The following is a 24838-nucleotide window of genomic DNA, read 5'->3' as shown; positions in this document are numbered from 1 at the left end:
GTCCAGGTAATAGCAGTAAAGGTATGTCGTCTGCAGGTTTTCAAGCACAAATCGAAAACGATCCGGCAATCGTTTCTGATTTGATTAAGAACAGTCAAACATCGATAGAAGAATTAAAACAAAACATCCAAACGAAATCAGGAGCAGATTTATTTGATTTTATTCTGGAAGATATCCAAGAATTAAAGAAGATCTTATTTGACCCACAAAGTTCAAAGGTTTTTATGACTGCTATGAATGCTTCGTCATGGATCAATGAAAAAATGTACGAGTGGTTAGGTGAAAAAAACGCAGCAGATACGCTTTCTCAATCTGTACCAAACAACATTACTTCGGAAATGGGTCTGGCGCTATTGGATGTCGCAGATGTGATTCGTCCTTATCCGGAAGTAATTGATTATTTACAACATGTAAAAGATGATAATTTTTTGGATGAACTGGTTAAGTTTGATGGTGGACAGGAAACTCAAGACGCTATCTATGCTTATCTCAACAAATACGGAATGCGATGTGCCGGTGAAATCGATATTTCGAGAACTCGTTGGAGTGAAAAACCAATTACACTTGTCCCCATGATTCTCAGTAATATCAAAAACTTTGAGCCTAATGCTGGCAATCGGAGATTTGAGCAAGGGCGACAGGAAGCTTTAGAAAAAGAACAAGAGTTATTAGATCAATTGAAGCAATTACCGGATGGTGAACAAAAAGCTGAAGAGACAAAACGAGTGATCAGCTTAATCCGGAATTTCATCGGTTATCGTGAATATCCAAAATACGGCATGATTAATCGCTACTTCGTTTATAAGCAGGCTTTACTGAAAGAAGCCGAACAACTCGTACAAGCTAGCGTTATTCTTGAAAAAGAAGATATATTCTATCTCACTTTTGAAGAACTTCACGAAGTCGTACGCACAAATAAACTGGATTATCAGATCATCAGTAAACGAAAAGACGATTACAAATTTTTTGAAAAACTAACTCCCCCACGTGTAATCACGTCTGATGGTGAAATCATTGCGGGTGAGTACAAACGAGAAAATCTGCCAGACAAAGCGATTGTAGGTATACCTGTTTCTACCGGAGTTATAGAGGGACGAGCACGTGTCATCTTAAACATGGAAGATGCTGATCTGGAAGTTGGAGATATATTAGTCACCGCCTTTACTGACCCTGGCTGGACATCATTGTTTGTATCCATTAAAGGCCTGGTCACCGAAGTTGGCGGACTGATGACCCATGGAGCCGTTATCGCTCGTGAATATGGCTTACCAGCAGTTGTCGGAGTGGAGAATGCTACCAAACTGATAAAAGATGGGCAACTTATTCGCGTGCACGGAACAGAAGGGTATGTCGAAATATTATAATGTCTGAGGCTAGCTGAAAATAACTTTCAAATTGCTAAGGATCTGTTTTGACGCAATGAAAAAACAAGCCGGCTTAGTGCCGGCTTGCCTTTGATCAGTCGTGATAAATTAATCTTGTAGGAGTACCTTTATAATTTGTTTTTTTTACGTAAAGTTCTGCTTGACCGCCTCCGTCAGTAAATCCGCTAACATCAAATACATCATTCTCACCAGGGCAGACAGAGCGCTTTCCTATATAGTCATCTGGATCATAAGGATCATATTCCCAAAGCTCATAGTTTACGCAGACTGTATTGTATGGGTCACTTGTTACTTTCCAGCTACCTCCACCAGAATCCCAACTGCTACCATACTCGTAAACAGTTTCTTCACCAATATAATCCCATGATCCGGCTCCTGCTGATGCAGATGGAACGGCAGTAGACATGGCAAAAGCGAATGTAACTGGCAAAATTAATTTTTTAAACTTGTTCATTATTCCACCTCCCCCCATTGAGAATACTTTAAGACATTTTACAAAATTTTGGAATATAGATTGCTCTTGATGAAAGAATTCTAATCCCACAGTTCACGTCCCTAAATCCCAAGCGACTTCAGTTACTAATCACCAGAACGAGGCTACCCGCATGAAACGGCAGCCTCGTTTAGCTAACGGGCAGGATTGTGCAACAATAAATCTTTATTTTCGTCTGATTAAATGAAGAAACAAGGGGGGGGATAGTTTGAGAAAATCTCTGTATTTGATGATTCCGCTCTGGCTGGCAAGCACTTTTTTTGCAATATGGCCAATTCATGCGGATTGGGCATACAATTTTGTTGTAAACGACGGTAAATCCTATATCATTTCTGACAATCGAGTGGAAAAGGAACAAATCGGTTCAATAATCGGCAAAGTTACATCATTTTCAGACAAGGAAGGCACATACTCAGGTAATTTTTCGAATCACTATCCGAAGGGCACTGAATATTACGATATCAAAGGCGTTGACAAAAATGAGGCAATTGCGATAAAGATAAAAGATGGGTCATTCATTAAAGCGAATTATGAGGGTGAATATGCCGGTTCCACATTTGATTGGGGAAAAGTTTTATGGTATATTGCCGGCTTATTCTTGCTAGTTCTTGTCATTGTCATTGTGAAAAATAATTGGAAATGAATCTAATAGATAACGGGGAACGATAGTTCAACAAATGAGGAGCAGTTTGCTGCGGCAGCTAATCCTTTCTTCGCTAAGCTAACGAGCAGGATAGCGTAATAACAAAGGAGAAATTGATTGAAAGCATCATAAAAACGAGGACCCCGCGAATTAAATCGCAGAGTCCTCTTATAGTGGGAAGCGGTTTACAAATATGCTTCTAAAACTACGTCTTACTCAAAAAGTATCGAAGCAGAAATCTCGAACTTTTTATCCTTCTTCGTGTTTTCATGGTGAATCAACAACCTTTCGGAAACTAAAATTGAGTTCCAGTTTTCGCTGTTTTTCAATACCACTTCCCACTTATCGTATGTTTACCCTTTTCCTAATGTTTTGAATCAATTAGGATATTATGGCTCTAACAAAATAAAGTTTTAGATTGACGATGCTTGATTATGCTAACGGGCAGTATAAAGTAACGATGTATATAATTAAACTATACCTTTTTCGAGAGTATGGTCTGTTATATGATTAAGATAAAAGGTTTAAGGGGTTTATATTATGTACACTCAACCGATTGCCTTACGTTCAGTCTTAGATCCAAAATACTTGGAGTACTTCCTTAGCAAACATTATGATATTGGAGAATGGGATGAGTGTTTGTACTGGTTACGTGGATTAAACGATACTTACAGGGTTCGTACATCCAGTGGTTTCTACATACTTCGTGTTTATCGCCTTTCAATTGATGAGAGTGATGTTGCTTATGAGTTATCCTTATTAACTCAATTAAAAAACGAATTGAGCTCAGTAGCTACTAAGGTATCGGAACCCATTGTCAAAAAAGACAACAGCTTATACACCACTATAGATGCACCAGAAGGGAAAAGAATTGCCGTGATTTTCCGCTATTTGAAAGGCACTGAGAACGTGCTTCAAGACGAAAAATCATGCTTTTCTTTTGGGAGATCTGCTGCCGAATTACATGCAGCGATGGACCAGATTACCTTAAACCAACCCAGGTATAATCTGGATACAGACTTTCTCATCAGTCAATCACTAGATCGTATTGTGAACTACATTGGAGAGAAAAATGGTGCAACACCTTTTCTACGTGAATTTGCGAAAGCACTAATTGATCGTATTAACATAGCAGCTAGCCATGGTTTGGATTGGGGTATTTGCCACGGAGATATGCATGGAAACAACAATGCATTCCATGAGAGTGACCATTTCACTCATTTTGATTTTGAATGGTCGGCGAAAGGTTGGCGAGCCTATGACTTGGCACAAGTTCGGGGTAGAAAACGTCAATTAGAGGATAGGAAAGAGTCGCTGTGGAATGCGTTAATCTCGGGCTATCGATCCGTCAGAGACTTCTCCGATCAAGACGAATTGGCGGTTGAATTGTTTATGAAAGCTCGTCGATTTTGGGTGATGGGTCTTGAAGTTACTTTCATCCCTAATGATTTTGGAGTTCTTGATTATTCAGAAGATTGGCTTGAACAATTTATTAAAGAATTTCAAATGTACAATAATATATAATAAGAGCTTTATAAATACTTTATTTATTCAACACCCTCGATATGATAAGGGCAACTATGAAGGAAAAGACATGGATAGTTACCGGGATGCAAAGAATTAATTGACATGATGTGTGCTTAGAACGAAAACTAGTCACTATGTTTAGTGTGATGTGACACAATTATAGCCTACCTGAACTTGTATATCGTTCAGGCAGGCTATTTTTTTGATAATCAGCCGCTCACACATTGAGCTAAAGGGCATGTATAACAAAGGTTTTTACCAACTTACATACATATATACAAAATACAATGTATATTAATTTTTAACAACATTGGATTTAGACTTTAATGCAACGCTAGTGATTATAAATAGTAACGGGATATAGACAAAGATGAAATAAAATCCTAACTCATTTATGAATTTTTCAAATGCATCGATTTTCGTTCGTTCGTTAAACGTAAGCGCGGCGATGAAAAGGGTTGCCAGTAATATAGGTAAAGAAAGTCGAGGTTTAAGCGTAGTAACTCTTTTCATAATTCTTGTACAGCACCAAATAGGGATACAAACCGTCGGGATGATAACCAAAAGCCACATAAAAATATAAAGATATTCGAACCTTGCCATGAAGGATAACTCAATGATTTTCGACATCGCCAAAGTTGGCCATAGAGTATGTTTCAGGAGTCCCTGACTAAAATATATTAGGGTTACAATAATTATTGCCGTATATTTGAATGTAGTAAAGAGTAAGGCGAAATGCGCCCATTTCACATTTTTTTCGGGTAATTTTAAGAAAGGAAAGTAAATAAGCAAAGATTCAAGTCCGAAGAAAATGAAACTGGAAGATCTAGAACCTTTAAGCAAATCAAGAAAAGAATGATTGAGAACAGGCAATAAATGATGGAGATTGCCTTGTCGAATCGGAAAGTAAAGCAAAAAGAGTAGAGGGATCAGAGCCATGTAAAAAAAGCTAAACCCGGCAACAACCCTGAACCCGCCGGATACGACATAATATATCATACAAATTAAGAGCCCTGCCATAGCCCATGTTCTAACGGTTGGAAATACCCACACTTGAATGATTTCAATATAAGCTCGTAAGTAAAATAGAGCCATTATGAAATAGTATCCAACTAATAACAGAGAAGCGGCATTGCCCATGAATTTGCCGAAAATCATTCGATGTAAGTCAATTACGTCTTTAGCTGGATTACCGAGCATCTTATAAACCATCCAGATGATGAGATGCAGGCTCAAACCCACTAGAATAATCGATATCCAAGAATCTTGACCGGCATCCCGAAGGACAAGACTTTGAAAATTTAAAATGCCAGCGGCAGCTTGGGGAACGCCGATTAAGAAAAATACAAAGTATCCGGATATCGTGTAATTTTCCTTTACCTGATTCTGCACTATTGCCCAACCCCTGAGTGTAAAATAATAATCTTCGTTTTAACTGCAAAATCCAAATTAGGATAGATTTTTCCATAAAAATCTTTCTCGCTATACTTTCTATGCTGCCACCTATATTGCTCTCCGAAGCCGATAGGATCGACGTTGTTCTTTTGTAAGCGGATTAGCATCGTTTTGATTTCCGAGGATAATTTTTCTTCGATTTTCTTCTTTACTTCATACGAATCGTCTTTATTGTGAATGTTAATTTTTTTCGGAATTTCCCTAAGCGCTATGGATAATTCAAGGGATATCGTTGTATTTCCGTTTTGCGCGATGGCTATTTTGCTCTTTCCGCGCAGAATGTAAAAAGAATACATCTCTTTTGGACCGGTCATGAAATCATATGCGCCTGTCAGTGCTTTGTCTTTAAGAAACTTTAAATATAATCCTTCTTCGTTGGTTAACCAAAGCTTTAATTCGTCTCCATTAAAGACGCCGACACCATCCATATGTAATAAGCCCTGATCTTCATTGATAACGGGTAAATAAACATCCTGGCCTTCTCCATAATACTGATTTACGAATGAATGATAATTTGTCATCGGCGTATTCCCATGGTTCATGTTTTGTTCGATAAGCTCCGACAAGAAAAAGGGTGTTTTTTTTGAGGTTTCGGATATGATCGAGCTTGCATGTTGTTTAGTTATAACAATGGTAGCATTGCTGCTTTTAATGAATTCTCGATTGATGATGTCGGCTAGCTCAGAGATGGCTTCTCTTGCGAATTTTTCGCTAATTACCAATGTGCGCATTTGTCCCAATTCGACAGGTTGAGAAGACTTGGTAGTTAGGTCTGTGAAAATCCCGTACATAATTTTCGACTCCGCGGTTATCGGGGATACGGATTGTTTATGGGAAGCTTTTATATACGTAGGATAAGAAGCGCTCATTTTAATCGTCTCTCCTTCGATGTCTACGCCCATGCTTTGGATGATATTAATCCGGTCGACTGTCCTCGCTTGCGCGCAACCGGATAATAGGCAGCAACAGAAGAGAACTAAGATATGCCCTTTCATTATTTGATCCTCCTATCTATACAAAACTATTCATTATTATAGTCGTCGCCGATATCTTTATTTTTTTGGACTGAAAATCTTTTTGTCGAGAGTGGACGAGTAAATAAAAATCGTTTAGAAAGAAGGGTAAAGGAAGAGCGAATAAAACTGTCGTTGAAACTTTTGTGGCGGAAAGGGAACAGGGGCACGATATACGGCGAACCCAACGATTTCAAACGCAATAAATGGCCTAAAATAAACATTAACCCAATCATTATGCCTAAACCGCCCCACAAGGATGCTAAGACAATCAATGGAAAACGCAAAAACCGTATCGTGTTGGACATTTTAAAGATAGGTGTGGTAAAGGAAGCCAATGCCGAAAGAGAAACGATGATGAGCAAAATATTACTGGTTAAAGCGGCTTGCACCGCTGCTTGCCCAAGTATGATACCTCCTACAATGCCCAACGTTTGACTGATTTTTGTAGGCAATCTGGACCCGGCTTCGCGCAACAGCTCGATGGTTATTTCCAAGAACAGGACTTCAAGTAATGGAGGAAAGGGAACATTCGTTCTGGATTCAATAATCGGACCTAAAAGATCCCTGGGAATGACGGTGTAATGAAAAGTAAGAATCGCAACATAAATGGAGGTAGCCAGAATTGAAAACGCAATTCCAAAATAACGAATGAGACGAAAGAACGAACCCAAAATCCATGGCAAATAGTAATCTTCAGGAGAAATGATAAAGCTAAATAAGTTGACGGGTCCCGTTATTACAATAGGAGAACCGTCGCATAGAAGGGCTATTTCCCCGTTTATCAAAGAATACATGATTCTATCCAGGCGTTCACTGGACATAAATAACGGGAAGGGAGAATTCGAGTTGTCGGTAATAAGTTGTTCCAGAAGAGAAGTTTCAAACACCACGTCAAAATCTAGATCCAAGAGCCTCTGCCTTACCGTATTTATATATTGAAGATTGGTAATACCCTCCATATAAGCGATAACGATTCTCGTTTTTGAAAGTGAACCAACGATGTGCTCCTCAAAAATAAGTTTTTCGGTTATAAGCCCTCTTCGAAGTAAAGACAAATTGGTATCTATATTTTCGACAAAACCGATTTTCGGACCGATTACGCTGTATTCATTTTCGGTATCATTATAACCGCGATGGCCCCGTTTTAAATCCGCGATGTCCACAATAAGTCCTTCATTTAGATGGGGATCCATTTGAATAAAGATTGAACCGTGAGCCAAGCTATGTAAAATTTCTTCCAGGTTTGAAATAACTTTGATTCCTTCAATGGGAATCAAGGCTTTTAAATCATGCAAATTTTTAATTTCACAATTCGAGATTTGAAAAAAAGAGAGTAAATCATGGTGAAATTGTTCATGGTTTATAAGCGTTTTATAGTAAGAAAAGTGAATATGTTTATCTTTTATATTTATGGTTGTTTGTAAAAAATCAACTGATTTTGAGATCTCTTTTAAAGCCTTATGTATATTTGGGAGCATACGACGTACCACCTGTCTAAGAAAAATAATTCGTCTTATTATGATCACTGATGAAAAAGTTATACCCTTTATATCGAGGGGGAAAGTATAAAACAATTGATATCACAATTTAAAAAAGTGCGAGCCTAAGCTAATGGGACACGATAGCAACATAATAAAGGGCCTTATAACTATGAGGAAATACACTTGTCGTGCTGTGGGTATAAAACCTTAGACGAGGAACCGCCTGGTACTTATGTCATTTGTGGAATTTGTTTTTGGGAAGATAACGGAGGAAAGGTGTATATAGTACGTGAGGATGGTTTCAAATAAGGACATACGCGACTTGAACGGATACCATTAATCTAAAGATTAACAAAAGTTAAGGGGCTTGCTTAGCGGCAGCTCCTATTTTGTTTATTAAATTAGCGGGTAGGTTTGCTTAACAAATATTGTAGGAAACAATCACTTCCTTTCCTACGTCTTATAATAGCGCAAAGTGTTTCAGCATAGGGATGATGAAACTTAAACCTATTATATGCCAATCAAAATAATTGATTGGATTCCATTAGAAAACATTTATTAATTATTAAATTGAGGAGCTGCTAAATACTAGACATGAACAAGCCATGGAGTTTGTCGAGATTTAAATTATTTGAATCACTCCCACAAGAAGATTTAGAGAAAATTGATCAAATGGCACCCATTACAAATTTTAATGCTTTGCCTAAGAGATCTTTAGTACAAACACCTGAGATTAAAAGTGATGGTTTGTTTTTTGTTATTGCAGGAAAGCTTCGTTTGTTTAAAACAAATTCGTCTGGAAAGCAATATACCGTAGGTATTTTGGGGCCAGGTAGCATGTATGGCGAAATCAGTTCATTCTCGTTTGGAACCAATGGAAATTATATGGAAACGTTGGAAGATACGCTTATCTGCTCCATTCAAAAGGACCAATTCGAGCAATTTTTGAGCAAGCGTCCAGAACTCGCTCTGAAATTCTTAAAGGAGTTGAGCAATCGATTGCTTGACCGGGACGAAGTATTGGAAACACTGGCGTTAAGTGATCTTCGTGGTAAGGTTCTTTTTTTTCTCACCAAACTATCCAAAAAATTCGGTGTTGATGTAAATGGTTACCAAAAAATTGAAATGACGCTGACTCACCAGGAATTGGCAAATATGATTGGTGCTACAAGAGAATCGGTTTCTTTAGTTTTGCAGAAGCTTTCCAATGAAGGTGTTATTATTAATGTTAGAAAAACCATCCTGGTTCAGGTAGAGAAGGCGATAGAACGACTGGAACAAATCAATAATCCCTCTTGCTTTTGAGCCGAGTTGCTGAACACGTTTAAAGTATCGAACGTAATTGTAAAATAGATTACAGAAAAAAATGAATGGTTAACCCTATAATAAGGTTGCAAGCGGAGAGTGGAAGTGGGCTGCTAAATTACAAGTTATGGAGGCTAATATTTATGTCAACATTTTTGGATGTAATGGGACCACGTATTCAACTCTTAACGGAGTTGTCGGAAAATAGGGATTATTCCATTATGAAGGCTGAAGTTCCACCAGGTGTTATTGTTCCTGTTCACAGTCATGGAGATCGCGAAACCTTTGTTGTTCTCTCAGGTGAACTCGAAGCTTTCACGGAAGACAGCTGGAAAGTTGTTAAGGCTGGTGATACTGTTGATATTCCGGAAAACGTAAAGCACGCTTGGAGAAATTCCTCTAACGAAATAGTAACATTGATAGTCGTATCGACTGTGAGAATGGGAGAATTTTTTAATGAAATTGGCCGTCCCGTTGATACTGTGCCACCGGGCCCTCCTGCGCCAGATGTTTTACAACATTTTGTTGAAGTAGCCATAGCTTATGGCTATTGGCTCGGTACCCCCGACGATAATGCTTCAATTGGAATCTCGCTGGGCTAACACTTTTTATCTGAAAAGAGCTTTTGCAAAATGCTCGACGCTGATAAGCACCTACTTTTGGTTATTATGTCAGTTGGGGTTATCAAAGAGGGCAAAGATCGCTCTCTATAGTTTCTCTGTTCAAGGCAGAGCAACAACAGATAAACATTGAACCGCTTGCAAGAGTAACCAAAACGAAGGAATCCGCTCTAAAAAGCGGGTTTCTTTTTTTGTCGTGTTCTCGATTCTCCATGTCCAATGTAAAGTCTAGCAGCACACGAAGTAGACATCGAGGTTGAAGAAAGTTTTAACCGGACGGAGCAGATATGGACACCCATTGCTTAGAGTATGGGAAGTCCATTTTTTTGTGTTTGAAATAGAAATTGATTACGATTACATTCATCGAAATGGAGAGAGAGCTCAGTTTTGATGTACTTACGCAAATCCCCCGCAAAAGAACTATATATTTCGGTTAACGCCAAAGGGAACTGTATGAAAAATGGGTTTCCTATATACCCGGCTTGCCGGGGTTTACCACACCGTGGCTCCCGCTTGCTATAGGCACGTGTACTGCAAACCGGCATATAGTATAAAGGCATCAAGTCAGGCGCTTACAAGGCGAAGCGCAATTTTTAGTGAAAATGAGGTGGAATGATGTCAAACGGCGGTGTAGCATATTTCTCGGCAGAATTTGGACTTGACGAAACTTTACCGATTTACTCGGGAGGCCTTGGCATATTGGCAGGCGACCATATCAAGGCGGCCTCAGACATGAATGTTCAGCTTACGGGCGTTGGCATATTTTACAGTAATGGTTACTTCCAGCAGCACATCGATGAGGGCGGATCGCAGCAGCATCTGTATCACAAAATCGACCCAGAGGCGAGCTCCTACCCAGTTCGTCTCGTGCGGGATGCCGAAAGGCGGCCTCTCGTCGTCGACATGATGGTGGGCGGCAGGCAGGTGTATGTGAAAGCGTGGTCCGTTCAGTTGGGCTCGGTCACTTTGTACCTGCTCAATACCGACGTTGAATCGAATAGCGACGCGGACCGCCGCTTGACCGACACACTCTATCCGAGCGACCAAGACGTTCGCATAAGCCAGGAAATGATCCTCGGCATCGGCGGAGCGAGACTGCTTGCAAAGCTGGGCATCCGGCCGGACGTCTGGCATATGAACGAAGGGCACCCAGCGTTCCTGACGCTCGAGCGCATCCGCATGCTGTCCGCCGAAGGAGTGCTGTTCGAGACGGCACTCGAAACGGTCAAGGCGAGCACTGTATTCACGACGCACACACCGGTTCCGGCTGGGCATGATGTCTTCTCTATCGACATGATGGACCGTTATTTCGGCGACTATTACTGGCAGTTCGGGACGGACAGGGAGCGAGTGCTGTCGCTCGGACGAGTGGGCGATGCGTTCAACATGACACGGCTTGCCGTCAGCACGTCGTCAAAGGTGAACGGGGTGAGCAAGCTGCACGGCGAGGTGACCCAGGACTTGTTCCACCGGTGGATGCCGCATATTCCGAGACAGGACATTCCAGTCGATTCAGTCACGAATGGCGTCCATATCGGGACGTGGCTAGCCACCGGCATGAAGGAGCTGTTCGATCGGCACCTCCCGCCTGACTGGGCCGTCCGCACTGCGGAACCGGACGTATGGGCTGCTGTTCGGGATATCCCACACATAGAGCTGTGGGAGGAGCATCAGCGGGCGAAATCTGAGATGGTCCGGGAGTTGGGCCTGCCGCTTGCCTCATCCGGTGAAGGACCGTTGATCGTCGGCTTCGCCAGGCGGTTTGCGACGTATAAGCGGGCACTGCTCATCTTCCGCGACCTAGAAAGGCTCGCGCACATTTTGGGCGATCCGCAGCGCCCCGTGTGCCTAGTTTTCGCCGGAAAAGCGCATCCCGCGGACGGACCGGGACAGGAACTTATCCGCAGAATAGTGGAGCTATCCCGGGAGGAAAGGTTCAAGGGCAGGGTTTACATTGTGGAGAACTATGCGATGGATAAGGCGAAGAAGCTGGTCCAAGGCGTCGACGTTTGGCTCAACACGCCCGTGAAGCCGATGGAAGCGAGCGGTACAAGTGGGCAAAAGGCGGCCATGAACGGCGTACTCAACTGCAGCGTACTGGACGGCTGGTGGGTGGAAGGCTACAACGGGCGGAACGGCTGGGCCATCGAAGGCGCGACGGACGGCGACTTCGAGTATCAGGTGCAGCAGGACAGCGAAGCGCTTTACCGGCTGCTCGAGGAAGAGATAATTCCGCTGTTCTACAAGCGGGGTGATGGCGCGGTTCCGACGGAATGGGTCAACCTGATGAAAGAGTCGATCTGCTCAATCGCGCCCGTCTTCAACACCCACAGAATGGTAAGCGATTACTGGCACAAGTTGTATGTACCTACGACCGTAAGGGGGAAGCGGTTCGCCGCTGATAACTTCGAGGTCGCATCAAGGGTTGCCACCTACAAGCAATTCATCCGAGACAACTGGTCCGGCGTCTGCGTCAAGAAAGCGGACATTCTGGCCGACCACAGCAGCAGGATCGGGCTGAACAAGACGGCCTTCCGTGCCGAAATTCAACTCGGCGCAATCTGGCACAAGGACGTCCGCGTGGAGGCGGTCGGCTCCGACGGCCGTCGTGGCATCTGGAAGGCAAAGCTAGAGCTGGTACAGCAGCAGGCCAAGGGACTGTACGTCTACGAGGGCGCTTTACCCGATTTCTCAATCAACATCTGGAAGGCTAACGTGAACGTGCGCGTCACTCCGATCAGCCCAGATTTCACGACCGATTTCGAGATGGAGCTGGCTGCTTGGGGATAACGGAAGAACGGCATATAAGACGGCGGAGCCTTGAAGGACACCGTCGTCTTGCATTCCCTTAAATGTACCGGATGTCGCCAGTCTCCTCTATCGGTATTTCTGATCGGCGTACCGTTGCTGGCTGCGACGTTGTACTTAGATTCTGAGCATCTCGGGCCCAGAGCCCGTGCGCCGTCCTAACCCGGAAGGAACTCATACCGGCGGAAAGTTTGCCTTCGCCATGGAAACCAATGAGGTCAGGTCTTTCCATTCAGAACGAGGCGTTCCGCCTTTCGGCTAAAGGGTCAGCGAATCAGATCTTTCAGTCCATAACTGCGGCTTTTCTATCTTCCAAGACAAAATTGTGGCAAGAACACTCACATTGGATTACGGTAGGCCATTAAACTAACGTGACACTGTAGTTTAACAATCACCAGGATGAGGCTGCCGGCATAAAACGGCAGCCTCGTTGAGCTAACGGGCAGGATAGTTTAATCACTTTTAATCCTGAAATTGAGCAACAAATTTAATAAGTTGTTCGTTAAAGTATGACGAGGTGATATGAAGTGACAAAAATGAGAAGTTACTTGTTAATATTAGTATTAGTGGTGTCTATGGTATTTGCCGGGTGTTCAACTACAAAAACATTAAATTTGTCCGAACCAATACACAAAGAAACTAATACCACTACGAGTAAACCATCAGATTCAAACAGTAATACTGTTCAATCTGATTTAGTTGGTTTCGTCACGGTAGAAGACATAGGTTCAGATACAAATGTAACTTATACTTTCAAAAATGACAGTGGAAAAAGAGTGACAGTTATTGGTGGAGCAAGTTATAAGTTGCTAAGCGACAACAATATAGTAGAAGAAGGCGGGGTCCCAATAAAAGACTACATTGATTTGGAGCCTGGTGAAAAATATACAGATACAAAGACTTTTTCTAATTTGCAGACAGGCTCATACAGTATAAATGTGACTTGGAATAAAACTATGGTAACAGCTAATTTTGTTCGGAACTAAAAATTATAAATTTTGCTTCGTTATGCTAACGAGTAACGATAATTGAATAAATAACACAATGAGTAGGCGCAGCGGTGGCCTGCTCATTTTATTAAGCTAACGGGCAAGTTAATACAGAATTATCTGTTCTATTGAATTTTAGAAGAAGGGTATGCAGAATAAAATTAAAACGATGGGATGTCTTTATGTGATTAGATTATTTGATATTAAAGATCTAGACAAATGTACAAAGTTATTTTGCGAAGTTTTTAATGGAGAACCTTGGAATGATCAATGGTTGGATCATAAAGCAAGAGAATATTTATTGGATTTTGTATACACGCCAGGGTTTATGGGTCTGGTCGCGATTCAAGAAGAAGAAATGATTGGTTTTATTTGTGGATACCGTAAGAAGTGGTGGGAAAATGATGAGTTCTTTGTAAATGAAATGTGTGTACATCCTACGTTTCAAGGACAAGGTATTGGTTCGAAAATGTTTGAAAGTCTAGAAAGAGAATTACTAGAAAGAAATATAAAAGTGATAACATTACTAACAGATAGAGATGTACCAGCAGAAAAGTTTTATAAGAAAAATGGTTTTTTCGAAATCAATAGAATCGTCTTCTTTGCTAAAAATATAAAAGAATAATGTATTGAAGCACACGGATGGCACACCAATCACTAATGGGGAACGATAGTGCAATAACAACAGGCTGCCGATAATTCGACAGCCTGTTCATCTAACGGGCAGGACAGCACAATGATTTCGCGAATACTTAAAAGAATAATAATTGCGAGCATTCTTATATTGTTTGCAGGTGAATTAGGAGGGAAAATGCTGAGAATACTGGTCACCGGAATGTCCGGAACTGGAAAGTCGACAGCCTTGGAGAAACTTGGTGAACGAGGTCACCGCGTTGTGGATACCGACAGTGACGTTTGGAGCCATTGGGTACATTTTCCAGACGGCTCCACCGACTGGGTCTGGCGTGAAGAGGCAATTATTGAACTTCTGACCAATCACCAGGAAGGTAAACTCTTCGTTGCTGGTTGCAAGTCAAATCAGGGAAAGTTCTACCCATTCTTCGAACATGTGGTTTTGCTTAGCGCGCCTGCCGATGTAATACTCGCGCGGATAGCCGGCCGGGAGAACAACAACTACGGGAAAAAACCCGAAGAGCGAGAGCTTATCTTATGTCATCTCGCTGAAGTCGAACCCCTATTAAGGGCTAGAGTAACTACTGAGGTTGACGCTTCTAGACCATTAGACGAGGTCGTTCTGCAGCTCGAATTACTGGATTAAGTCGAGGCTGAGTAAGCTGCTGTTCAACTAAACAGGGGACGATAGTTGAACAAAGCATGGCATCGATCAAGCCATCAAAGAGGGTCAGAAGATCAGCATTACGTATCGAGAAGGGGAAGAAGAATATACAGTTGTTGTTCATCCATATCGAATGTACTCTCAGTCGTCACGAGTCGCAAAGCGATCACTTGAGAAATCCATTCCAGAAGTGAATATACCTAGCTGTGTCGAGGTTTGTCATTACCCGATGGAAACAAAAGAGGAACGAGTTAAATACACCAAAGTTGAAAATCAATATCATCAAGGTGTTCTATATAGAAGCGTCAACATGCTGGAATGGATGATGGGTGGTCCAGAACTATATACCATCTCAGCGTATGAAGGCGATGAGCTAGTTGGAAGCGTTATGAGTTGGCAGACAGGTGCTGTTGAAAGATTATTCGTCGTTCCACGTTGGCGGAATAAAGGACTAGGTGAGTATCTCGTTGCTAAGGCTTTTGAATATCACCATAAAAATGGACGAACCGATGTTGAGACGTTAGTAAATGAACAAGATAAGGAAGGCAAACTTTTGTTGGAGTCTATGGGTTACAGGTTTCCTGTAAAACTTGAACTCTTGGCATTGGACTTTCAATAGTTAAGCTATCTCGAGAGTCCGGTTTCGGTTTCCTTTACTTACTGTAAATGAATATTTGCATTTGATCGTTAAGCTAACGGGAAACGATAGCACAATTAAGACAGAGGGGGATTGCCGCTTGCTGCCTTTATCATTTACAACCGAAGAGGCGATCGAATTTGCCAAGCACGGCTGCATCGAAGAGTGGGTACACCTTTTTCTGAAGACGGCGGGGGGCAACGAGCCGTTTTCTGAAGGGCTTAAGCTACAGCCGAGATTTTGGGCGGGGCCTGTGCGTTTACCGCTTCAGGAGTTTATCCGCTGCTGCGGACCGGAAGCGGAGATGGAATATTTTGTTTCGCAGGACAACTGGGACCTGCACGTAGCAGAGCTGATGGAGCTTTATCGCAAAGACTGGTCATACCCGCCATTGATCGTTCAGTTCGTGGGCGGTCAGCTGTCGATTCGTGATGGCAATCATCGTCACGAAGCTATGCGGCGTCTGAATTTCACGGAATGCTGGGTTGTTCTGTGGGCCAGCGACAGTCAGGAGAATTTGGCTCATTATGCTGAGATCTAGCCTGTACAAAAAAAGGCTGCGGAGAGATTGAACTGCAATTCTCCGTCCCCGATGATAAAGAGTTTTTATTAGATTACATAAATTATGAATCATTCAACTAACGGATACTATAGTTGAACAATCATTTGCTACTGACTGGTTATATCGGAGATACTCCTCATTGATTCTTAATGCTGTAGATCACATTATAGGAAATCGTGAATTAGAAATAACCTTTCGTTTTTCCGAGGGCTCTATCAATACAGACCGAATAACAATAGAACATTAGTTCAATGAAGGACTCTATACAAACGATGAAGGAGTTGCCGCGGCAGCTCCTTTTTTATCTTCGCAAAATAGGGTATTTGGTACAGATGTACTGCTAGGCATTATGCTAAGGGGCAGGATAGTTGAAAACGTAAAATCCGTGTCAGAATAAACACTATTGACAAACTAACTACTGCGTGATACTTTATAGAGGTAGTAAGTAATACAACATACCAGTCATACAGAATAGCAAGGAGTGATTGTGCTGGAAAACCTAACGGAAATGCTCAAAGGGGCGCTTGAGGGCTGTGTCCTTGAAATAATAAGCCGCAAAGAAACCTACGGCTACGAAATCACGCGGCGGCTGAACGCCCTTGGCTTCACAGATGTTGTGGAGGGAACGGTATACACGATCCTGATCCGGCTTGAAAAAAACAAATTAGTGGAGATCACCAAGAAGCCCTCCGAGATGGGACCGCCGCGCAAGTTTTTCGTGCTCAACGACGCGGGGCGTGAGGAGCTGCGGAAGTTCTGGGAAAAATGGGAGTTCGTATCATCAAAAATTAACGAGTTAAAGGAGAGAAAATAATGAATTTTTGGGAAAAAATCACCGGCAGTGATATGACGAAAGAAATGAAAACTTTTGAATCGCGAGCCAAAAAACTGCCGGCTGATTATCAAGCGGCATGGGAAAAAATTAATGCCAATCTTTGGCCGCACTCAGATTTTACCGGTCGCAACCTCATGCCAATTCTTGACGGTGTGCTTGGCCTGCTCGAAGAAACGGCGGCGGACGGTCAGCGTGTCCATGAGGTTTTGGGTGACGATATCAAAGGCTTCTGTTCAGCGCTGGCCGGCGAAGAAGGGGCAAAGACTTTTCGCGACAAGTGGCGTGAGCAACTTAACCATAATATCGCTAAAAAATTAGGTAAATAGGAGGATAACATGAGAATAAAAGATATCATCGAAGGCAAAAAAGAATGGCGAGCGCACATAGCGCGTGTCAAAGCGCTCCCGCAAGATTATCAGATTGTTTATAAAGAGATTCAAAAATATTTCTTTAAGGTCGGCCCTGTTGAGCTAACTGACGGGACGGGTTTGCTCTCAGGGATTGTCGATCTTTTTGAAGAAGGCGCGGCCTTGGGGAAAGGCGTGCTCGAAGTGACGGGCAGAGACGTAGCCGCTTTCTGCGACGATCTAATCAAAGATTCAAAAACTTACGCTGACATCTATCAAGAATCTGTTGACCAAGCAGGTAACAAGGCTATGAAAAAGGTTACGGATAAAAAGAAGTAAAAGGGGAAATCGGGATGGAAAAAAGCAATTGAAGTGAAAGGTCTGCGAAAGTCTTTCAAGGACACAGATGTCCTAAAAGGCGTCGATTTGGAAGTGAAGCGAGGCGAGATTTTCGCCCTGCTCGGTTCCAATGGCGCGGGCAAGACAACCGCGGTCAAAATCCTCACTACGCTGCTCAAACCAGACAGCGGATCCGTTACCGTAAATGGATTCGACGTTACTTCCAGCCCCGACCATGTGCGGCAGGCGATCAGTCTGACCGGGCAATTAGCCGCCGTGGATGAAGTTTTAACCGGACGGGAAAATCTGATCATGATTGCAAAGCTAAGATACCTTAAAAATCCGCGTCAGGTTGCAGACAACTTGCTTAAGCGCTTTGGTCTGACAGAGGCTGCCGACCGCAAGGCGTCTACTTATTCAGGTGGTATGCGCCGCAGGCTCGACATCGCCTTGAGTATCGTGGGAATACCGCAGATCGTTTTCCTTGACGAGCCGTCAACGGGACTGGACCCCGAGGAGGATCAGCAGGCTTACAAGCAGGAGGGCTGGCCGAACCTGCCCAAGTCGTACTACCGCACGGCGTATGCGTGGATTCGCAGGGCAGTCTATGTCGCCGAGTGGATCTTTGACGGCAGGATTACGAAGCTTGTCCGGCGGCGGTAAACATATATCGCATAGCGCAGGCAGCTCCCGGGAGGGGGCTGTTTCTTTTCAACCAAAATCCTCCAAACCTGATGTTGAAAGATAATTAAGTATTAGACTGAAAATGATCGAGAGCTAAACTTAAAAAAATCAAATAAAATAAAGGGTTCTACATATTACACATGACTAATATGTGGAACCCTTTATGTTTAATTATTGTTCGCCGTTAGGTTAATGATAAAACCTGGAAAGCCGATGGTAGCAATGGACAGACGATTAATCTCCATATCACGGGTGATGTCTTTCAATCTAATCATGCCCACTGATTATTAAAGAGTTCGACGAGCGTCTGTGGGCGGTGACGGTTGATACAGTCGCAGTCATGTTGGAAAGCAAGCTGGTATTCAGGTTTAAGGATTTGCTCAGCAGTTGAGGGTTAAATTGCGCGGATTACTACATTCATACCGATGCCTGCACCGATGTATAAGTCGGAGTGGACATCGGTATATTTATGTTCTTTACACTGGCTGGTTTCATGATTGGATTAAGCTCGAAAAAGAGAATGAATCCGTGAGATACCGTTATGAATTTATAACTTACATTTCAAATAAGGTACCTAACTCAAAATATTACCTTGACAATCATGGTAGTATGTCGTAATATACAAATACAGAGGTGATTATATGAGCGAGAACAAAATCACATCCGACCTGCTTCGCGGACATACTGATACGATGATTTTGCGACTCCTATCCGAAGCTGACCGCTATGGGTACGAAATTGTCAAGTTGATTGCGGAGCGCTCGGGCGGTGAGTATGAATTAAAGGAAGCCACGATGTACTCCAGCGTCAGACGTCTTGAGACAGACGGCGATATCGAGTGGTATTGGGGCGATGAATCTCAAGGCGGACGGCGCAAGTATTTTAGAATCACCGAGAAGGGCAAGGATACTTACACCCGCAACAAAAGCAACTGGGAGTATGCACAGCGAGTGTTAGAAAACTTACTATGAGGGGATTTGATATGATGAATCAGAAATTGACGAACTATTTGAACGGCGTATTTACGCCTTACGATGGGGTAAAAAGCGTCAACGAATTAAAAGAGGACCTGCTCTCCGATTTACAGGAGAGGTACCGTGAACTTAAAGCCGAGGGCAAAGACGATGAAACAGCGTTTAATATGACCATTGAGGGCATCGGCGATATCGAGGAAACGATACTGGAGGTCGCCAATCTCTCCCGCTCGTTGGAGAGGCAAGTGGTAACAAACTTTAGCGCGAGCAACTTGCCAAAGAGCGACTTTGCGGGCGTTATTGCGCATAAAGGGAATTTTACATCGAGTGCGTTACGCGGTTCCGACTTTGCGGGCGCAGACTTGACCGGCAGTTCGTTTAAGTCCAGCGACGTACGTGAAGCCAATTTTGACGGCGCGAATCTGACTGACTGTAGCCTATCAGCCCTAGACCTTTCGGATGCGAGCTTCAATGAAACGATCCTTGTACGCACCAACTTCAGCATTTCGGGGATGGACGGAGCAAAATTCACAGGCGTAAAACTGACCGACGTCACGCTAACCAAGACCGACCTTAGAAAAACAATCTTTGAAGGTTGTATCTTTGACGGTGTGAACTTTATATATTCCGACCTGAGCGGGTTGCGTCTTGACGGGCAAACCTTTATCGGCGTTAAGTTTGACAAGTCTGCATTAAACGGAGTTTCGTTTAGGGGCGCTACACTCAAGAATGTGTCTTTTCAGGCGTTTTTTTCGTTGACCAATAAGTATTACCGTTCCATCAAAACCATCTGCTTTGACGACGCAGTTATGGATAAGCTGACCTATGCTGCGCTTAAAGGCATGGGGGCCGATTTGTCCAAGGTTACTGTTCGATAAGGAGGGGGAAGTTATGCAAAATAATTCGATTCAAGTCGTTGGACTGCAAAAATCCTACAAGCAGCATCAAGTCGTAAGAGGCGTTGATCTCGAGGTGGAAAAGGGCAGTAACGCCGAAACGGATTATTTGATGGACAAAGGCGTTGCCGGCTACTGGATTAATGTCCAGAACAAATTGAAGACTCCTGCCCGAGATATTGAGGCGGAGTCTTTTTTTCGTTAGCTTTGCCGCTGAGGATGTCGGCAGCCGTTTACGCTTGTTTCATCGCGAAACGAGTCGGTGCCGCCAAAGGGCAGAACGGAAACGAGCATTGTATATGCCTCTGACGGTAGGGCGAAGCTCCAGTCGTTTCCGCATCGACAATGTCAAATATGTCGTGCTATCTCAGTAGGCAAACATAAATTAGGGATATGAAAGCGTGTCCATGGTAAGTGAGGATATCAAATTTGTCCAGTTTATATTCGGGATCATCCATTGAGATCGGAGCATTCGTACGCCATAATAGGAACATGCAAGTCCAAGTCCATTACCAGTCGGAGAGGAAGATCCATATGCGCAAAATAAAGATCGGTGTTATTGGTGCGGGAGTTATCAGCAACATTTATTTAAAAAACTGTACGGGAATGTTCGATAACATTCTGGAGGTTAAGGCGGTTGCTGATCTGGTACCGGAGCTGGCCCGGAAACGGGCGGAGGAGTATAATATCCCGCACGTATATACGGTGGACGAATTGTTGGACGATCCGGAGATTGAAATCGTGCTTAACCTGACCGCGCCGGCCGCGCACGCGCCGCTTAATTTGAGAGCGCTGCATGCCGGCAAACATGTCTATACGGAGAAGCCGTTCGCGCTGAACCGCGCGGATGCGGACGAGGTGCTTGCTTTAGCCGAGCAGAAGGGCCTGCTCGTTGGCTGCGCGCCCGACACCTTCCTTGGCGCCGGCATCCAGACGTGCATCAAGCTGATCGACGACGGCTGGATCGGTACGCCGTACGCGGCCAACGGTACAATCATTATGGGCAATGCGTCCGGCGGTATGCATCCGAACTTCCAGAACTTCCTGAAGCTTGGCGGAGATCCGATTATGGATATGGGACCTTATTATCTGACCGCGCTGGTCGCGCTTCTTGGACCGGTTCGCCGCGTTACGGGCTCCGCCCAGCAGTTGAATAAGGAAATTACAATAAAAAATCCGAAGTCGCACGCGTTCGGCCGGACGGTTCCGGTAGAGGCTCCGACAAACGTTACGGCGGTGCTGGATTTCGCAAGCGGCGCCGTTGCCAGCCTGCAGGCAGCCAAAGAAAGCTTCGGCTACACGCCTCGGCTTGAAATATACGGCACGGAAGGGAACCTAATCGTGCCCGATCCGAATTTCTTCGGAGGCACGGTATCGATTAAGTTTGCGAACGGCGAGCTGAAGGAGGTTCCGCATTCGCATCCTTACGCCGAGGAAGGCCGCGGCATGGGCGTAGCAGATATGGCATACGCGATACAGTCGGGCCGCGCGAACCGCGCAAGCGGACGTCTGGCTAGCCATATCCTCGATATTTCACTTGGTATTTTTGAAGCATCCGATAGGGAGAAGCATGTGCATCTCGAGTCGACCGTCGAACGTCCGAAGCCTCTGCCGCTTGGTCTCAAATACAACATGCTTGATTTATAACCGCTTACAGGCGAAGCATATCCATAAAAGCAGTGTCATGCAGGATCAAATAACCGAAAGGATCAGGTGAATCCGACTATGAAGCAATTTCCGGTTGCCGTGCAGCCATATACGATTCGTGAAGCGCTCTCGCAGGATTATGAAGGAGCGCTTGAAAGAGTAGCCGCGATCGGCTACAAAGGAATTGAGCTTGGCCGTCCGCCGCAAGGCATGACGGTTGGCCGTCAGAAAGCGCTGTTGGACCGCCTTGGGCTGAAGGTTGTCGGCACACATGCCGGCTTCGATAGCTTCGATTTTGACGCAAATGCAATCGCCGAATATCTCGACGAGGTGGATGGCGGACGCTTTGTCGCGATCTCTCTGCGCTTCTCTTCCCGCGAAGACGTCTTGGAGAAGGCGAAGAAAATGAATGAAACGGGCGAGATTTTCCGTAAGCGCGGCATTACGTTCCTCTACCATAACCACGACTGGGAGTTCGAGAAATTCGGCGGCGAATACGCGCTTGATATCCTGCTGCGCGAGACGGATCCGGAATTGGTACAGACTGAGCTGGACACCTACTGGATCAAAAAGGGCGGCGAGGACCCGGCCGCTTATCTCCGGAAGTTGAAAGGCCGCGCACCGATGCTTCATATCAAGGATGTGGAGAAGGGTGAAGAGCAGTTTTTTGCCGAGATCGGCGAGGGCGTGCTCGACTTTAAGGAAATCGCCGGCGTTGCAGAGGAAATCGGCGTGAAATGGCTTGTTGTGGAGCAGGACCAGAGCCGCCGCGATCCGTTCGAGAGCTTGCGTATCAGCTACGAGAATTTGACTAAGCTCGGCATTATGAAGCCGTAACTTGGAGGAGGAGATCGGTTCCAGTGCAGATCCATGATTATTTGCCTGTTATTCACGTCGCTGGCGATATCGTGAAAAAACCCGGGACCGGTCTTGGCCCCCGGGTTCTTGACGACTATGAGCTGCTGTTTTTTCCGGACGGCTCAGACAGCGTGTACAAGGTCGGAGACGAGGCCTACGTCCTGCGCGAGCCTAGCTTCATCATCACGCGACCGGGCGAGCGCCATCTCTACGAATATGACCCGAACCAGCCGGCCAGACATTTGTTCATCCATTTCGGCTTCGAGCGGAACCCGGCTATGCTGCCCGGTCTAGAACTTCTGAAGCAGGGCGGACCGCCGTGCGTGCCCGAAGGCAACGAGCTGTTGGTAGGGATGATGAAACAAATTCTATATATCATGTATTTAAAATCAGATCGGATGCATCAGAGGGCTGGGACGCTTCTGCTGGCGCTGTTACAAGAGATCAACGGCCTAGTCGAAGACGGACCCATGGCTTCGCAAGCCAGCCGGATTCCTCCGCAGTTGGTGAAAGCGCTCGATTATATCGAGAAGCATTTGGAGGAGCCGCTGTCCGTGGAAACGCTTGCGCAGACGGCCGRCTGGACGCATGAGCATTTCTCGCGTTCATTTGTGAAGCATCTTGGACGGACGCCGCGCGAGGCCATTATTCATAAGCGGGTTGACCGCGCCTGCCAGCTGCTGCTCCATGAAGAGCGGAGCGTGAAGGAAGTGGCTTACGCAGTCGGCTTTGCCGATGAGAATTACTTCAGCCGGGTATTTAAGTCGGTTAAGGGGATTACTGCAACGGAGTATCGCAAGAAGCATTCTAATCCGATCTACAAGGATCTCGTTCCGATCAGCGACGGCGATTCGCTGTATCCGTTGAACCGGATTTTATACAACATGTGGGCGCCTTGACCACTTGAGACTAGCGGTGGGAAAGAACAACGACGGGATTGAAGCAGTTCCCGCTCCAAAAGAATGCGAAGGGGGGATATAAGTTTTGGATCAAGTAATCAACGTAGGACTGATCGGCTACGGCTTCGCCGGAAGAACCTTTCACGCGCCTGTCATCGCTTCGGTGCCTGAGCTGAAGCTTACCGCCGTTGTGCAGCGTAGCGGGGACAGCGCCAAGGAAAGATACCCATGGGTGCAGATCGTCCGGGATATGGAGTCGCTCTACGCCGATCCGTCGATCGATCTGGTTGTCGTTACTACGCCAAGCACGGACCATTATTCATTCACTAAGGCTGCGCTGCTGGCGGGCAAACACGTTGTCGTCGAAAAACCTTTCACGGCGACGGCTGCCGAAGCCGATGAGCTGATCGGGCTGGCCCGCGAGAGTGGACTTGTGCTCAGTGTCTTCCATAACCGCCGCTGGGACGGCGACTTTCTCACGCTTAGTCAGGTTGTCCGGCAGGGAATTGTTGGACGGCTGACGGATGCTGAATTCCGCTGGGAACGATTTAGCCCGATTGCAAATCCGGATCGCTGGCGCGACAGCGGCGGTCCGGGAACAGGCGTGTTTTACGACCTAGGGGTACACTTCCTTGATCAGGCACTGTCGTTGTTCGGAACTCCGCTGCTGATTAAGGCGGATATTCGAACGATTCGCGACGGTGCCGTGTCCGACGATGCGTTCGACGTGACGCTGACCTATGAGAACGGCTTACGGCTGGCGCTTCGGTCGATGCTGCTTGCTAGACAGCCGGGACCACGCTATACGCTGCATGGCACGGCCGGTACATTCGTCAAATACGGCGAGGATCCTCAGGAAAATGCGCTCAAAGCAGGCCTTTCGCCCGGAACGCCCGGATGGGGCGCAGAGCCGGAGGAAAGCTGGGGTACGCTTGAGGCGGATCTGGGCGGCTTGCGCTTCAGCGGCCGGATTCAGACGCTGCCCGGCAGCTACCACTCCTATTATCGCAATGTAGCCGGAGCGATCAAAGGCACGGCGGAGCTGGCAGTGAAGCCGGAGGAGGCGCGTATGGCGGTACGGCTCATCGAGCTCGGCATACAGAGTGCGAGAGAGCAGCGCACGGTAGAGGTGACGCCTTAG

At 45.0% G+C, this 24838-nt stretch carries 25 protein-coding genes and 3 pseudogenes; 24 read left to right on the top strand and 4 right to left on the bottom strand.

The window, feature by feature from the left end; translation table 11 throughout:
- A partial coding sequence (locus AC1DLI_RS25115) for a phosphoenolpyruvate synthase (RefSeq protein ID WP_477607203.1) occupies window positions 1–1364 on the top strand: 1364 nt, incomplete at its 5' end.
- Between the two features lie 94 nt (window positions 1365–1458).
- On the opposite strand, the gene AC1DLI_RS25110 is transcribed toward AC1DLI_RS25115, so the two are convergent.
- A complete protein-coding gene (locus AC1DLI_RS25110) occupies window positions 1459–1839 on the bottom strand; it encodes a hypothetical protein (RefSeq protein WP_477607202.1) in 381 nt (126 codons plus the stop codon).
- Between the two features lie 247 nt (window positions 1840–2086).
- On the opposite strand from AC1DLI_RS25110, the gene AC1DLI_RS25105 reads away from it, so the two are divergent.
- Both AC1DLI_RS25105 and AC1DLI_RS25100 read left to right on the top strand, forming a co-directional pair.
- The gene (locus AC1DLI_RS25105) at window positions 2087–2521 is read left to right on the top strand and encodes a hypothetical protein (protein ID WP_477607201.1); all 435 of its coding nucleotides are present in this window, start codon (window positions 2087–2089) and stop codon (window positions 2519–2521) included.
- Window positions 2522–3061: 540 nt separating this feature from the next.
- Entirely contained in the window at window positions 3062–4045 is a 984-nt protein-coding gene (locus tag AC1DLI_RS25100) for a phosphotransferase (RefSeq protein WP_477607200.1), read from the top strand.
- 297 nt (window positions 4046–4342) lie between these two features.
- On the opposite strand, the gene AC1DLI_RS25095 is transcribed toward AC1DLI_RS25100, so the two are convergent.
- From AC1DLI_RS25095 to AC1DLI_RS25085, 3 genes are read right to left on the bottom strand one after another with little or no spacing between them, the layout of a single operon-like run.
- On the bottom strand, window positions 4343–5440 hold the full coding sequence (locus AC1DLI_RS25095; RefSeq protein ID WP_477607199.1) for a GerAB/ArcD/ProY family transporter: 1098 nt from the start codon (window positions 5438–5440) through the stop codon (window positions 4343–4345).
- Complete coding sequence (locus AC1DLI_RS25090) at window positions 5440–6498, bottom strand: Ger(x)C family spore germination protein (protein ID WP_477607198.1); 1059 nt, start codon at window positions 6496–6498, stop codon at window positions 5440–5442. The genes AC1DLI_RS25095 and AC1DLI_RS25090 overlap by 1 nt, the downstream gene beginning before the upstream one ends.
- Before the next feature lie 26 nt (window positions 6499–6524).
- Entirely contained in the window at window positions 6525–7997 is a 1473-nt protein-coding gene (locus tag AC1DLI_RS25085) for a spore germination protein (protein WP_477607197.1), read from the bottom strand.
- 172 nt (window positions 7998–8169) lie between these two features.
- Between AC1DLI_RS25085 and AC1DLI_RS25080 the strand changes: the two are divergent.
- The 21 genes and pseudogenes from AC1DLI_RS25080 to AC1DLI_RS24980 form a co-directional block, all read left to right on the top strand.
- Window positions 8170–8267: pseudogene (locus AC1DLI_RS25080) on the top strand (CPCC family cysteine-rich protein); the annotation flags it as partial.
- Between the two features lie 327 nt (window positions 8268–8594).
- Entirely contained in the window at window positions 8595–9305 is a 711-nt protein-coding gene (locus tag AC1DLI_RS25075; RefSeq protein WP_477607196.1) for a Crp/Fnr family transcriptional regulator, read from the top strand.
- 143 nt (window positions 9306–9448) lie between these two features.
- A complete protein-coding gene (locus AC1DLI_RS25070; RefSeq protein ID WP_477607195.1) occupies window positions 9449–9907 on the top strand; it encodes a cupin domain-containing protein in 459 nt (152 codons plus the stop codon).
- A gap of 630 nt (window positions 9908–10537) precedes the next feature.
- On the top strand, window positions 10538–12715 hold the full coding sequence (gene glgP / locus AC1DLI_RS25065) for an alpha-glucan family phosphorylase (protein ID WP_477607194.1): 2178 nt from the start codon (window positions 10538–10540) through the stop codon (window positions 12713–12715).
- Between the two features lie 545 nt (window positions 12716–13260).
- Window positions 13261–13719, top strand: a complete 459-nt coding sequence (locus tag AC1DLI_RS25060) for a hypothetical protein (protein WP_477607193.1) — start codon at window positions 13261–13263, stop codon at window positions 13717–13719.
- Between the two features lie 187 nt (window positions 13720–13906).
- Window positions 13907–14347 carry a GNAT family N-acetyltransferase gene (locus tag AC1DLI_RS25055; protein WP_477607192.1) on the top strand — a complete coding sequence of 147 codons (441 nt, stop codon included), beginning with the start codon at window positions 13907–13909 and terminating at the stop codon, window positions 14345–14347.
- Between the two features lie 186 nt (window positions 14348–14533).
- A complete protein-coding gene (locus tag AC1DLI_RS25050) occupies window positions 14534–15001 on the top strand; it encodes an AAA family ATPase (RefSeq protein WP_477607191.1) in 468 nt (155 codons plus the stop codon).
- A gap of 61 nt (window positions 15002–15062) precedes the next feature.
- Window positions 15063–15161: pseudogene (locus tag AC1DLI_RS25045) on the top strand (WYL domain-containing protein); the annotation flags it as partial.
- Window positions 15162–15248: 87 nt separating this feature from the next.
- On the top strand, window positions 15249–15638 hold the full coding sequence (locus tag AC1DLI_RS25040; protein ID WP_477607190.1) for a GNAT family N-acetyltransferase: 390 nt from the start codon (window positions 15249–15251) through the stop codon (window positions 15636–15638).
- A gap of 118 nt (window positions 15639–15756) precedes the next feature.
- The gene (locus tag AC1DLI_RS25035; RefSeq protein WP_477607189.1) at window positions 15757–16197 is read left to right on the top strand and encodes a ParB N-terminal domain-containing protein; all 441 of its coding nucleotides are present in this window, start codon (window positions 15757–15759) and stop codon (window positions 16195–16197) included.
- A gap of 529 nt (window positions 16198–16726) precedes the next feature.
- The gene (locus AC1DLI_RS25030) at window positions 16727–17032 is read left to right on the top strand and encodes a PadR family transcriptional regulator (RefSeq protein ID WP_477607208.1); all 306 of its coding nucleotides are present in this window, start codon (window positions 16727–16729) and stop codon (window positions 17030–17032) included.
- The gene (locus AC1DLI_RS25025; protein ID WP_477607188.1) at window positions 17032–17379 is read left to right on the top strand and encodes a DUF1048 domain-containing protein; all 348 of its coding nucleotides are present in this window, start codon (window positions 17032–17034) and stop codon (window positions 17377–17379) included. The genes AC1DLI_RS25030 and AC1DLI_RS25025 overlap by 1 nt, the downstream gene beginning before the upstream one ends.
- 9 nt (window positions 17380–17388) lie before the next feature.
- Entirely contained in the window at window positions 17389–17739 is a 351-nt protein-coding gene (locus tag AC1DLI_RS25020) for a DUF1048 domain-containing protein (protein WP_477607187.1), read from the top strand.
- A gap of 27 nt (window positions 17740–17766) precedes the next feature.
- A pseudogene (locus tag AC1DLI_RS25015) lies at window positions 17767–18276 on the top strand (ABC transporter ATP-binding protein); the annotation flags it as partial.
- 788 nt (window positions 18277–19064) lie between these two features.
- Window positions 19065–19394 carry a PadR family transcriptional regulator gene (locus AC1DLI_RS25010; RefSeq protein ID WP_477607186.1) on the top strand — a complete coding sequence of 110 codons (330 nt, stop codon included), beginning with the start codon at window positions 19065–19067 and terminating at the stop codon, window positions 19392–19394.
- Between the two features lie 14 nt (window positions 19395–19408).
- Complete coding sequence (locus tag AC1DLI_RS25005; RefSeq protein WP_477607207.1) at window positions 19409–20275, top strand: pentapeptide repeat-containing protein; 867 nt, start codon at window positions 19409–19411, stop codon at window positions 20273–20275.
- A gap of 13 nt (window positions 20276–20288) precedes the next feature.
- A complete protein-coding gene (locus AC1DLI_RS25000) occupies window positions 20289–20498 on the top strand; it encodes a hypothetical protein (protein WP_477607185.1) in 210 nt (69 codons plus the stop codon).
- Window positions 20499–20827: 329 nt separating this feature from the next.
- A complete protein-coding gene (locus tag AC1DLI_RS24995) occupies window positions 20828–21940 on the top strand; it encodes a Gfo/Idh/MocA family protein (protein ID WP_477607184.1) in 1113 nt (370 codons plus the stop codon).
- A 78-nt stretch (window positions 21941–22018) separates the two neighbouring features.
- Window positions 22019–22777 (top strand): sugar phosphate isomerase/epimerase family protein, encoded by a 759-nt coding sequence (locus AC1DLI_RS24990; RefSeq protein WP_477607183.1) that lies wholly within the window; start codon window positions 22019–22021, stop codon window positions 22775–22777.
- A gap of 23 nt (window positions 22778–22800) precedes the next feature.
- Window positions 22801–23697 carry an AraC family transcriptional regulator gene (locus AC1DLI_RS24985; protein ID WP_477607182.1) on the top strand — a complete coding sequence of 299 codons (897 nt, stop codon included), beginning with the start codon at window positions 22801–22803 and terminating at the stop codon, window positions 23695–23697.
- Between the two features lie 85 nt (window positions 23698–23782).
- Complete coding sequence (locus AC1DLI_RS24980; protein WP_477607181.1) at window positions 23783–24838, top strand: oxidoreductase; 1056 nt, start codon at window positions 23783–23785, stop codon at window positions 24836–24838.

This window comes from Paenibacillus sp. 01T443, assembly GCF_056398325.1.
Note: the sequence above shows the minus strand (reverse complement) of the source record. Positions and strands in the feature narration are given on the sequence as shown.